8 protein-coding genes are annotated in these 13,462 nt (G+C 48.2%); 1 reads left to right on the top strand and 7 read right to left on the bottom strand.

What is annotated here, in order from left to right; translation table 11 throughout:
* Positions 1-2 precede the first annotated feature (2 nt).
* Together ABD836_RS09160 and ABD836_RS09155 are read right to left on the bottom strand one after the other, a co-directional pair.
* Positions 3-1,016, bottom strand: coding sequence for an NADP-dependent oxidoreductase (locus ABD836_RS09160; protein ID WP_344934893.1), 1,014 nt, complete (start codon positions 1,014-1,016; stop codon positions 3-5).
* A 121-nt stretch (positions 1,017-1,137) separates the two neighbouring features.
* Entirely contained in the window at positions 1,138-3,183 is a 2,046-nt protein-coding gene (locus ABD836_RS09155; RefSeq protein ID WP_344934891.1) for an oxidoreductase, read from the bottom strand.
* Between the two features lie 370 nt (positions 3,184-3,553).
* Between ABD836_RS09155 and ABD836_RS09150 the strand changes: the two genes are divergently transcribed.
* Positions 3,554-4,810: an MFS transporter gene (locus ABD836_RS09150; RefSeq protein WP_344934889.1), complete on the top strand. Its 1,257-nt coding sequence runs from the start codon at positions 3,554-3,556 to the stop codon at positions 4,808-4,810.
* 80 nt (positions 4,811-4,890) lie between these two features.
* Here ABD836_RS09150 and ABD836_RS09145 read toward each other — a convergent pair whose 3' ends face one another.
* The 5 genes from ABD836_RS09145 to ABD836_RS09125 form a co-directional block, all read right to left on the bottom strand.
* Complete coding sequence (locus ABD836_RS09145) at positions 4,891-5,799, bottom strand: SDR family oxidoreductase (protein WP_344934887.1); 909 nt, start codon at positions 5,797-5,799, stop codon at positions 4,891-4,893.
* Between the two features lie 173 nt (positions 5,800-5,972).
* Positions 5,973-8,201, bottom strand: coding sequence for a TonB-dependent receptor (locus ABD836_RS09140; protein WP_344934885.1), 2,229 nt, complete (start codon positions 8,199-8,201; stop codon positions 5,973-5,975).
* Between the two features lie 298 nt (positions 8,202-8,499).
* Positions 8,500-10,026, bottom strand: a complete 1,527-nt coding sequence (locus ABD836_RS09135) for a hypothetical protein (RefSeq protein WP_344934882.1) — start codon at positions 10,024-10,026, stop codon at positions 8,500-8,502.
* Positions 10,027-10,028: 2 nt separating this feature from the next.
* Positions 10,029-10,808 carry an enoyl-CoA hydratase-related protein gene (locus tag ABD836_RS09130; protein ID WP_344934880.1) on the bottom strand — a complete coding sequence of 260 codons (780 nt, stop codon included), beginning with the start codon at positions 10,806-10,808 and terminating at the stop codon, positions 10,029-10,031.
* 53 nt (positions 10,809-10,861) lie between these two features.
* Positions 10,862-13,312 (bottom strand): CaiB/BaiF CoA-transferase family protein, encoded by a 2,451-nt coding sequence (locus ABD836_RS09125; RefSeq protein ID WP_344934877.1) that lies wholly within the window; start codon positions 13,310-13,312, stop codon positions 10,862-10,864.
* Positions 13,313-13,462 lie beyond the last annotated feature (150 nt).

Below are 13,462 nucleotides of genomic sequence, written 5' to 3'. Positions count from 1 at the left end.
CGTTATGAAGTTTTAATTCTAACTAACTGCTTTCCAATATTTTCACCGCGGAACAGCCCCTTTAGAGCCCGTGGGCAAGACTCAATGCCCTCCGCGTATGATTCCTTCACTTTGAGCTCACCACTATCGATCCACGCGGAAATTTCAGCGAGCGCGGTTGGAAATTCATCGATATAATCCAACACCAGAAAGCCCTGCATTACAGCCCTTCGGATAACCAGTTGCATATAATTTTTCGGGCCCGGCGGTAAGTCTGCTGTGCCATAGCCGCTTGAGATCCCACCACACAATGCAATTCGGCCACCCACCTTTAGATTAAGCAACACATCATCGAGAATTTGGCCGCCGACGTTATCAAAAAACACGTCTATGCCGTTCTTGCATAGACTCACTAAGCGCTCGGCCACAGATTCATTTTTGTAATCTATTGCCGCGGCAAATCCCAGCTCTTCTGTCAACCAGTGACACTTTTCCCTACCGCCCGTGATACCTATCACCGTCGCACCACAATTTTTTGCAAGCTGCCCAGCGACTGATCCTGTAGCGCCGCCAGCGCCAGAAATCACAACCACATCGCCTTTTTTGATCCGCGCTACACGTAATATGCCAAAATAGGCAGTCAAGCCCGTGAGACCTAATACATGCAGGGAATACGATAGGGGGTAAGAGGACTCTACTTTACGAATGGGAAACACTTCATTGCCATTACAAATCGCATAGGTCTGCCAACCTAGCCCGCCTTCAACCACATCGCCCTCGGTAAAATCGGGATGTTTTGATTCGAGCACATAACCAACGCCGGTCGCGCGCATCACTTCACCTATCGCAACTGCCGGCACATAACTGCGAACATCATTCAACCAACCGCGCTGCGACGGATCTACAGAGAGATACCTCACCTCGACCAAAAACTCTCCTTCTGTGATAGGCCGAATAGGCTTATCGCAAAGACGAAAATTTTCCTGCTCAACTTCACCTTCCGGCCTACTCTGTAAAATCCACTGACTGTTGATCATTAGGGGACACCAAACTTTTGGAAAAAAAGGGCGGCTAAACCACCCAAGGGAGAGTCTTGTGTATAGATTTGCTATAGACGAGTATCAAGATGCCGAGGCCTGAAATTATCGAAACAGTATGCTAGATTGCTGCAGCTAGTTCCGACGCCTGCTTAATAACACGCTTTGCATCTAACTCGGAGGCTTCGTAGGCGCCGCCAACTAGCTGCACCTTGCACCCGGCTTCGCACAGCTCATCGTAGAGTTCACGAAGAGGCTCCTGCCCAGCACAAATAATAACGTTGTCAACAGGCAGAACACGGGCCACACCAGAAACACTAACATGCAAACCGAGGTCGTCTACTTTGTGGTAACTTACCGAGTTGATCATTTCAACATTTTTACGGCGCAACTCAATTCTGTGAGTCCAGCCAGTTGTTTTTCCTAGCGTGCTGCCAACCGGTGTACTTTTGCGCTGTAAAATAGTCACACTACGGGCCGAAGGCTCCGCAACCGGCACCACACCCGTTACACCGCCACGAGGATGATTCTCGAAATCAATCCCCCATGTTTCTGCAAACTTCTTAATATTCAACGACGGATGTTCGCCGACGTGGGTAATGAGTTCCGCAACATCAAAGCCAATACCGCCACCGCCAATAATGGCAACGTTTTTACCGGGAACCTTATTACCTTTAATCACGTCGATATAGCCCATGACTTTGGGATGATCAATACCATCAACATCGATATGCCTCGGCACAATGCCGGTTGCAAGAACGACCTCGTCAAACCCCTCATGTAATAATTCCGCTGCACTTACACGCTTGCCAAGGCGCGTCTCTACACCATTCAACTCCACTTGCCGGCGGTAGTAGCGCAAGGTTTCATTGAACTCATGTTTGCCAGGAATTTGCCGTGCAAGATTCATTTGCCCGCCAATCGCCTCATTGTCATCAAACAAAACAACGTGATGTCCACGACTCGCCGCAATCGTTGAAAACGACATTCCTGCCGGCCCAGCGCCCACTACCGCGATTCGTTTCGGCGCAGGGGTGGGTAGATAATTAAGCAGTGTTTCATGACACGCACGTGGGTTTACCAAACAAGAGACCACTTTGTCTTCGAAGCCATGATCTAAGCACGCTTGATTACAGGCAATACAGGTATTTATTTCATCTTCACGACCATCTTTAGCCTTTAGGATAAAATCTGGATCCGCCAGCATTGGTCGAGCCATGGACACCAAGTCAGCATGCCCCTGCACCAGGACATTCTCGGCAACGTCCGGCATATTGATTCGATTGCTAGTAATAGTCGGTATATTCAGCTTCGCTTTAATCCGACCGGTTACCTGAGTATAAGCAGCGCGCGGCACCATATTCGCAATAGTAGGAATTTTTGCCTCATGCCACGAGAAATGCGTGCTCAGTATATTGGCGCCCGCTTGTTCAACGCCCTGCGCGAGCTGCACTACTTCGTCCCAAGATGAGCCATTCTCAAGTAATTCCATACCGGCAATACGGTATATAACGATAAAGTCGTCGCCTACCGCTTCACGCACTTGTCTGACGGTTTCAACAGCGAAGCGCATTCTATTGCTGTAGCTACCGCCCCATTGATCTTCTCGCTTATTTGTACGCTGCAACAAAAACGCACTAATAAGGTAACCGGCTGAACCAATGATCTCAACGCCGTCATATCCAGCTTCCTTGGCGAGCTTTGCGCAACGAGCAAAACTCGCGATGGCGTCTAATATCTCTTGCTCGCTTATTTCACGAGGCACACGGGGATTAACGCGGGACTGAATAGCAGAGGGAGCAACGACTTGATCGTGCCAACCAAATGCGCCTGAATGAAGGATTTGAAGACACATTTTGCAATCTGGCGCGGCCGCATGTACCGCGTTCGTTACTATACGATGTCGCTCAACCTCCTCACTATTAGTGAGTTTTGACTCACCTAGCCACATCGTGCCGAGCTCGTCTGGCGAATGCCCGCCGGTAATAATCATACCGACACCCGCGGCTGCTCGCTCGGCGTAAAAAGCCGCCATGCGCTCAGGGCCATCGGCCATATTCTCTAGATGGGTGTGCATAGACCCCATAATTGCGCGGTTTTTTAACTGGGTAAAACCGAGGTCCAGCGGCGAGAACAAATTAGGGTACTTACTATGTGATTGGCTCATATATTTCCCACGGCTCGCAAATCTATGCTGCGATCACTACGTTTTGATTAGATTTATTAATGCGGTATTGGTGATTATGCTAACATAGCCAAAACAAATAACAAACAGGTTTGATTGTTTCTTCGTCAGGTGCTCTAATATCCAACACCATTAACCGAAGCTCGCTCACCGAATCTAAAATGACGCCAGTCTTATAACGATAACGAGGCTGTTATGTCATTAATACTGAAGCATACATCGATGTCGTCACACTGATTAGATCGGCTGCCGGTGACAAAAGTATAAATAGTTTAGCACCCAAAAAATGCCCTAGCTGATAAATGCCATTTCAGTTAGCTAATATCAAATCCAACACATAAAGGCACAGAGTATGCAGAGTAAAATCAGTACAGCGACACAAAACAAGCTCAGTATAAACTACGGTGCGGTCATCATCGGCATTACCATATTGCTGAATTTCGCAAGCATGAGCTTTTTCTATTCATACGGTGTATTTCTAAAGCCGCTTGCTGAAGAACTAGGAAGCTCTAGAACCCAAGCATCGCTGCCGCTTATGATTTTCCTTTTTTCCATGTCTTTCTCGGCTCCCTTTATTGGCGGACTACTAGATAAATACCCAATACGGCGCATTATTATGACCGCCACATCCGTAATGAGCGTGGGTTTAATCTTACTCTCGCAGATCCAATCACACCTTCAGCTCTATATCATTGTCAGTTTATTCATTGGCATCTCGATTCAAGGTGTCGGCGCACTCGCCACCAATAAATTACTAACGAACTGGTTTTATAGGTATCGCGGGCTCGCTCTGGGCGCATCTGCAATTGGCTTGTCATTCGCAGCGATGCTAATGCCAATTCTAAGCGCCGGATTGATCGCGAGTTTTGGTTGGCGAACGAGCTACGGTATTTTTGGGCTAGCCATATTTTTGATTGTCGTCCCCTTAGTCGCTTACCTCGTATTTACTCGGCCAGAAGATAAAGGTCTCATAAAAGATTTTAATCAACAAAGTGCCAACACGACGGCAGCGGATACCGAACCCTTAGGGATTAATTATAGTAGCCGGGACATTCTTCTATCAGCCAACTTTTGGAAAATCATTATCGTCATGGGCATACCTTCCGGTGTGCTAACTGCCATGGTAACGCACGTAGTACCCTATCTTAGCGACATTGGCTTTTCCGATCTGCAGGCCGCCACACTCTTCTCTACAATCGGCATATCAGCGCTATTTGGTAAGGTATTCTGGGGCTGGCTCATCGACCGCTTCGACGCCCGAATTGCAATTCTATTTGCCCTAGCGATTCAGGCTGGCGGGATCTGGCAGTTTCTGATCAGTGCAAGCTATTGGCAGTTTACCTTTGCGTCGGTCGTTTATGGCCTAGGCATGGCATCTATACCGTCATTCCAAGGTGTACTGGTTGCCAAGGCATTTGGTAACACCTCCTTTGGCAAAGTGTTTGGCTATACACTCCCCGGAATGCTGCCATTTACGCTCGGCCTTATTTATTTTAGCGCCTCTGTGTACGATCACCTCAGCAGCTACGATATTGCTTTCTACACCTTTATCGGGCTATTTCTATTCGCCGCATTGGTGACGGCAAGACTAAAACTGAATAAGACTTGAAGATATATCTAACAAAAAAGCCGCAACTTTATATCGCGGCTTTTTAATATCGAAGTTTATGTTACTGGCGTATTCTAACGCTACACAACGGACCAATCGATGCGCTTAAGCCACTCAGAGAATGGCGTTAATTTAACCCCAAGTTTTTCCTGCACAATGCTCGCGTCAGCAATCAACGGTGATGTTTCACAAGCGTTGTACCACGCATAAAACTTCGACATGCCCAAATACACACTCCCGGGCTGAATGACCTCAGAACCTGTTACCAACTTACTCATACTTTTAGCAAAATTAATTGGTTCCAAACTTTTAAACGTGATTTCTCGGCCCAACTCCTTGCTGAGCATAGCAGCCACTTCAAACCCAGTTAGCGCCTCAGGTCCGCCAACCAGAATTTTTTCTGCCTTTATCGCAGGATCGCTTAGCGCGGCGACCATGCATTTTGCAACATCGTCCAAACAAACCCAAGACACCTTTAATGTTTCAGATGCGGGGTAAGCAAACACATCTTTCGTGACGATAGAGGGCTTAACCCAGGCCCGACTCATATTATCCATAAAAACAGTTGATCGAATAACCGCATACGATAGGCCACTTTTTTCTATCTCAGCCTCAATGGCACGACGGCCATCGTGTGCACTTAAGTCTAAATCGTGATCCATTACAACGCAGCTAGTATTAAATACAACTTTTTTGACATTTTCTTGGACGGCGGCGGTCAAAATCGCGTTTGCCATATGGCGCGCATAATCTACGTCAAAAACAAAGGGCAGATTCATTGCGATGCCATCGACCCCTTTGCTTGCGGCGATCAATGATGTCTGATCATTAAAGTCTGCGTATACCGCTTCGACTTCTGAAAATTCACCACCAGAGAAAGATTGTGGATTTCTCGTTGCTATCCTCACTTCAAGCCCAGCGTCGATAAGGCGTCTCATTAAAGGGTGCCCTTGATCGCCTGTTGCTCCATAAACAAGTACTTTTCTCATGGCTATTCTCACTTGTGCTCTATTCAGATTATAAGCTAAAGATATCGACTACAAATTGTGTCGTTTCAGAGGGGGTAATATTGCAGATTATCACTGGGAACGGAGTTTATACGCAAAGCATATAATGATGCCGCCGGTCCTACAATGACTTGCGGGGACGGCGGCATCTAGACTTAGAAGTTGTACTTAGCAGCAAATGTTATATTACGCGTGCGATCTAAGTATTTGTAATAGCTACCCGCACTAGCCGGCACGTCATTCCCCCAATGAGAGGTTTTCTCGTCGGTTAGGTTTTTAGCAACAATACTCACTTCCCACTGCTCGTCCATCGGCGCAAGTGCGATTAAACTATTCACTTTAGTATAGCCGTCTTCCAGAACATTTGGGTCGGCATCGCCAGCCACCCAGTACTCAGATGTATAGTTAACATCCGTCGAGAATCGCATTTTCAAGCTATCACTCAAGTCTCTGGTGTAAACCAAGCCAAGATTAGCAGACTGCTCTGGGGCAAATGTCAGCATTTCGCCACTTAAGTCTTGCGTACAAGTTGTTCCTGCGGGAGTAGCCGCCGTTTGATCGGCGGTACACTGCGCAGCTTCGTAGCTGTCATACTCCGCTTTTAGGTAGGCAAACGCACCCGTTAGTGTAAGCGAATCAGTAACCGCCAAACGGAAATCGAGCTCAACACCGTCTGCAACCGCTTCTGCCGCGTTGCCTACAAGCAACGCGTAATTACCATCAAAGGTAGATACTTGTAGGTCAGAGAAAGTACTGTGGAATATCGCGACATTCAGCTCCATTGCACCATCTAACAAAGTTGCTTTGGTTCCCACCTCAAATGACTTAGCCGTCTCAGGATCGAACTCAATTTCGTCTTCGTCGCCGCTGGCGCTTGCCAAGTCATAGCCACCGGCCTTAAAGCCCTCAGAGTAATTAAAGTAATACATATGGTCGTCTGAGGGATTCCACTCAACAGTAATGGTCGGTGAAAACTCTTTATCGGTTCGACTATGGTTTACATCATGCGCTGTGCCTAAGCCAGGAACCGTTGTTGCACCGGAGGGTGTTCTTGTTTTCGAGTTTGCAAAGAACATCACTTTGTGAAGATCTTTCTTATCTTCTGTATAACGTCCACCCAATGTTAAGGTAACGCTCTCATTGATATTCCAATCGACACTACCAAATATCGCGGCGGACACACCTTCCTGCCAGTTATCGCCTATGCGAGTAAGCGAATTTGATAAGTTAAATGCATTTGTCCGATATAGATCCGATTGTTCATAGTACAAACCACTTATGTACTCAAAGGTTTCGCCAAGAGGGGAAGTAATACGCAGTTCTTGACTATAGGATTCAAATTCCTCATTGCGCGGATCCGCAGACAAATTGTCTTGGTGAGTAAAGTCCAACTCAAGTGCTTGTTCTGAACTTAGCTCGGTATACCCTGTTACCGATGTCAGAGTGTATTCGCCAAGATCCCAGTTAGCAGTAACCCCAACACTCAGAGAGTCATAGTTTTCGTAACCGTGATTTTCTCCACTAGGGCTGGTAAGCGCCATAGTAGTTTCGTCATCAAATTGACAATTATCAATCCCCGCAACGGCGGCTTGCATTGCTGCGCTACACTTAGTTAGCTGAGCTGCTCTGTCACCTAATTCTAAATCCGTGTACTGAATCTTGGTAACTAACTCCAAATTTTCGCTCGCGTCCCATACGGTCGTTAAGCGCGCTGCGATTTCCTCGCTTTCGCCTGTGCTTTCGTTTAGATAGGTATTTTCCATCCATCCATCATGCTCTGAGCTGCGCACGGCCAAGCGCGCTTTCAACGTATCAGTTAACGGCCCCGAAATTACTCCACCAATTGTTTTCTCTTTATGTTCAATTTCATAACCAACATTAACTGCCGCTTCAAACTCGTCACTTGGATTTCGGGTACTGATATTGATTGCACCGGCAATTGTGTTCTTGCCGAACAAAACACCTTGCGGGCCTTTTAGCACTTCAACTCGGGCCATATCCAGAAAGCCCGTTTTGGCACTGCGGCCACGGCCATAATAAATTCCGTCGACATAGGTACCAACGGATTGTTCAAAACCTTCGTTGGCTCCCGAACCGATACCGCGAATGAAAATTTGTTCCGCCGATGTTGAATCTGCGATTGTTACATTGGGTAAGTATTCAGAAATTTGATCTAGTGAGGTAATAAAGTTATCTTCAATTTTTTCCCCGCCTACCGCAGCAACTGATATCGGCACGTCTTGCAGACTTTCGGCACGTTTTTGAGCGGTAACGATCACTTCTTCAAGTACCGGCGCGCTGTAGCCATAAGTAGGTATTACAAATGCGCTCGCTAGCACGACACCCTGCATCTTCGATGCAGATGAACCTTTATACTTTTTCATTGAACGACTCCGGTTTAGTCTAATCTTTTATCATTATTGCGTTATCTTTACTTTTCAAAAAAACAGACGAGATTGTTTTTAAGAATTATATACACATTATTAAGGAAATGGCTAACTAAAATAGTAGTGCGGGCAAAAAAAACAGCAGCCGTCTTAAAGTGACAGGAATAGCAGAAACTGCCCCGCTAGGATAATTCCACGAGAGAACGCCATTCACCCATAATACGAGTCATCATTACCAATTAGTTTGCGCTGCAATTGATTGGGAAAGCAGCAGCAATATTGCTTGCAAACAATATTACTGCATTGGCGTCAGTTTATTTTTGCCGTCGATGGATTTGACCATAGCAAACTCGCCGATAATGTCCCTGCCATCAAAGTACCGGAGGCTATCAGGGTCCGAGTCATCAATAACGGCAAGGCAACGCCGCCTCGCATCATTACTATCGCGCCCGATAACAGCAGCGAATAACGTTTTACCTTTTTTATAACTATAAGCATACGTCTCTAGAACGACGCTTCCTTCAAAATTTTCAACAATTTCGATACCGGCTGGCGCTATTTTGTGGCTGCCGCGATAAGCAGATTCCAACCAACCTTCTTCCGGCGGTTCGCCAGAATATATGGCCATCGATTGTTTACTAAGCACTCCACCGTTTGCCGAGATCAACCCATAGCTCGACCGATCTTTACGCAAAGCTGATACCAACTCTGCAATGCCGTGCAAGCTATAATTATTCCCAGGACCGCCAAAGTAGGGAAGCCCGCCGGTGAGGCTTAACGGCGCCCCGCTCTCCACATGAGCTTTCAACGCATTGGCCGCGAGTTCGAGCGCGCAGGGGAAACAGCTGTATATATCGAGGTGCGCAATTCGCTTTGCTGAGTCCCAACCGTCAAACAACAAATCAGATGCAAGCTGCAGGGCAGCGGAGTGATGGAATGTTTCTCGTTGAATAAGCGGCAGATCCGCGACATCAATCGCGCGGTGAAGATAAACACACTGCTCAGCTGGAATGCCTAGTTCCTTAGCGTATTTCTCAGTGGTTAAAACTACCGCAGCAGATTGGTTTACCTTCTCCCTCGCACACAGCCATTTGTGGTAACTGCTTGTTAGCAAACTATCTCGCTTAGCCAGATCGGCGGACGAAGGTAAGTCGCTAAACATCGCAAAGGGGTTAGTTCTTGCGACGCCTACCAGTGGCGCCATCAGATTTGCCATGTGTTGCGCATGCTGACTCGGCGTTTGCGACAGATGATTTGCCAGCGCGGATTCAACCAAAGAATAGGAGAACGGCGCCGAGCCCATCAAACCGTGCGCCAGCTCGGTTTGATGGAAAATACCCTCTAAACCCAAGCCTTTGCTTTCGCAATTCCCATCTGTAGAATCACTCCAGTCAGGCTTTAGTCCATTCTTTATAGCAAATATCTCATTTCCTATCGCCTCACCACCGACCACCAACGACGCTTTAATTTCGCCGTCAGCAAGCCGATGCGAAAGTTCATTGATAATGCCCTGCGGTGAGTTGCCGCCCACTTGGCTGTGAATCGCAACACGGGGCTTTAGCCCTAGTTTCTTGGCAAGTGCTCGTGGCGGATTAATCGCCGATCCGAACTCCGTTTTAAATTGGGGTACTGAGTCTGCAAAGGTTCTTATCCAGGCGAGACTATCTATCCAATTCTCTGCCGCCACACCTACATTGGCGTCAGTAATAGCAGCGCTGCTTGCGTTTACCGCCAAATCGATAACCGAGGCTAATTTCTCTGCAGTAAACTCACGCTGTACACACTGGCCCACGCCAACAACGACAATCCGATTATCATTCATCGTTATTTCCCCTGCCATTGCGGCTTACGCTTCTCTGCAAAAGCCCGCGGCCCCTCTTTGGCGTCGTCCGACTGCATTATGACTTCAATCGCAGCTTCGCTAAGTGCGTGCAACGATTCTTCTGTTTGCGAGCCAGCCACCCGAGCAATGGCAAGTGATTGCTGAACCGCTATCGGTGCATTTCCAGCAATTTGCTGGGCGCATATCAACGTATCAGCCATGAGCTCGCCCGGTTTCACTAGCCGATTTACCAGGCCAATATCAAATGCACGCGATGCACTTATTGCATTTCCGGTTGCCACCATTTCAATTGCAATCGCTTTAGGAATTGCCTTGGGTAACCGGTACATTCCGCCCGCACCAGCAATAATTCCAACCTTGACTTCTGGCAGACCGAATTTTGCATTTTCAGCAGCAAAAATCATATCGCACGTCAGTGCCAGCTCAAGGCCGCCGCCAACGGCAATGCCATTGATTGCGGCGATCCACGGCTTCGTTGTTTTTGCCAAGACAAATCCCGCAAAGCCTGCCTCGGGATGTACTAGCGTCTTACTGTCGCCGCTGGCAACAGCTTTTAGATCCGCCCCGGCACAGAAGAACTTACTACCTGCGCCAGTGAGAATAACAACTCGAATACTGGGATCAGATTCTGAGATTCGCACGGCGTCATAAAGCTGAGATGTCACATCACCGTTAACACTATTCCCTGCATGCTCGCGGTCAAGTGTTACAAGTAAAACACCGCCGTCAAGCTTTTCAATTTTTACTACTTGGTCAGTCATATTTCCTAGTTCCTAGCCGCAATAAACGACGGCGGTTGTCTATTTAAGTAGCCTTAACTAGGCAGTGGAGTATCAAGCTCCATCAGGTCACCAGACGCCACATAGCTGTCTATTTCTTCGTCGCTAAGGTCAAGTACGCGCTTCATAACTTGGCGTGTATGCTGCGCTAAGAATGGTGCCGGCCGAATGTCCGGGTCGGGCAGATTCGCGGCTTTTACCGGGCCATTCTCGGTAGTGAGCGGCTCAGTTAATCCGGGCTGTATAAGTTCACGAAAGAAATCCCGTGCGAGGAAATGGGGGTTTTCTTTGTATTCATTTAGACGCTGTACATTACCCGCTGCAACACCGTGGGATTGCAAAATACTTAGCACTTCTAGTGGGCTATGCGCCGCGGTCCAATTGCGTATCGCCTTATCGATCTCATCCCGATGTCTAAGGCGTTCATCGTTACTCTGCAGTTCACCTCTATTTTTTAGTGCTGACAAGCCAAGGGCGTCACACATGCTAAGCCACTGCGCGTCACTGCGAACATCGATAACACACCATTCATCGTCACCCTTGCAGGGATAAACACCGGACGGGGCGTAAAACTCTTTGCGATTCCCCATCGGCTTAGCCGTGCCTGGCTCAATAGATTCACGCAGAAAAAGGCCCGACATCGCTGCCAGAATACTCTCCGCTTGCGAGACACTAACGGTTCCACCGCGCCCGCTTCGTTCACGCTGAAGTAACTTGGCAGCAACACCAAACGCGGCTACGCGGGCTGCAAAGTGGTCAGGAAAAATTGTCGCACCGTCACTGTAACTGCCGGCTTCGTCACTATACGACCACAGTGCGGTTAAACCTGAGGTACAGCGAACCAACGGCCCATAACCCATTGTGCGACTCATCGGCCCCGAATTACCCAATGCACTGCTGTCGAGCATTACAATTCCTGGATTTATTTCGCTCAAGACCTCGTAACCCAAGCCAAGGGACTCCATTGTGCCCGGTTTAAAATTCGACATCACAACATCGGCCGTGGCCACGAGCGACTTAAACAGGGAAATGCCCGCCTCGCTTCGTAGATTCATCCCTAGAGATTGCTTACCGCGCTGCCCTTGGGCAAATGACTGCGTAATTGGCTCGCCGGTCATAGACTGCCGAAGACCATCGGGGAAATCTTTATTCTCTACTTTTATTACTTCTGCGCCTTGGTCCGCAAATATACGACCCACTTCCGCGCCAGCAACGATAACACCCAAGTCTAAAACTCTAATGCCACTGAACGGGCGCAGTTTATCAGCATGTTCGTGGACCTGGGCCTGATCGCCAATGAATTTTTCAGCTCGTGACCCACTCCACTGCGCGACGACATCTTGATGCTCGCCCAACACAGGCGCTGGTATACGAATTCCAGCATGCCGACTATCAACTTCAAGATACCCGACCGGCGCTCGTCCCCGACAATTTCCTAAAGTGATCTCCGTGAACACCCCACGGGCATTGAAATGCTCATTATTCAATACCTCCTCTATTGAATCGACCGACGCAGCGGGAATACCTCTCGCCTGCGCTTCGCTAACAATATCCGCCATTGATTTATCCGCGAATAGGCCCGCTATTAGTGCGTTTACATCTTTAATTACGGATATACGCTTACCTAAGTTGCCGTATGAAGGATCGCTAAATGCGTGATTGTCACCCAGCCATGCACTCATGCCATTCCACTGTCGTGGATTTAATATACAAATTCGTACATGACCATCAGCACAGGGAAATATGGGATATAGCTGCGTCTTTTTGGGGCGACCGCGGGGTATCATCTCAAAAAGTGTACGCCCCGCAGCAGCGCTCCCCGTAACGCCAAACGCGGGATCTAATATCTGCGCAGTTGACTCAAGTATTGAGAAATCCAAATGATCGCCCAAACCGGTTTGCTTAAGCTGCCATAAGCCCAACATGCCGCACCAAGCTGCATTAATTGCCGCCGTCTCTGCCGCCAACTCGCCCGGCGGCATTAGCGGCTCACGTCCGGCTAAGCCAGACCGCGCAAGCATTCCCCCCATCGCAATCTGAACCATATCGGTGGCAACAAATCGGCTGTACGGGCCATACAGGCCGAAATCTGAAACTGATAACACCACCAATTTTGGATAGCGCGCGAGCAATGTCGAGCGCAACGCCGGCCACACAGTATCTGCCGATTCAAACGAGGCTATTAGCATATCAACCGAAGCGGCCATGGCAATCAGATCCGATTGACCCTGAGGGTCAGTCAAATCGAGCTCTACACTCATTTTATTCGCGTGATGAACAGCAAAATCGACGCTATAACCATCCACCAATGGCGCGTTACGGCGAGCACCCACACCGCTAATCGGTTCCACTAAGCACACCTCTGCACCCAGATCAGCAAAGAGTCGACCGCACATACCCTCCCTGCCGTTGGCCACATCTAATATTCTTAGGCCATTCAAAGGAAGATCTACTGAAACCTGCTTACCGCAATCAACTGTTTTCACAATGCAATACACCTAGCTGGAACAACATTCCAAAATGTCACTCATTCTTATATTTCTATGAACCGCTCGCCTTAGTATGCGAACAACACGGCCATACACTCGGATCAAATCTTACACACTACTCGTAATTATCGCCCATTGGCGAAGCGA

This window comes from Zhongshania borealis, assembly GCF_039539625.1.
Classification (GTDB): domain Bacteria; phylum Pseudomonadota; class Gammaproteobacteria; order Pseudomonadales; family Spongiibacteraceae; genus Spongiibacter; species Spongiibacter borealis.
This window is presented reverse-complemented; position numbering and strand designations above follow the sequence as displayed.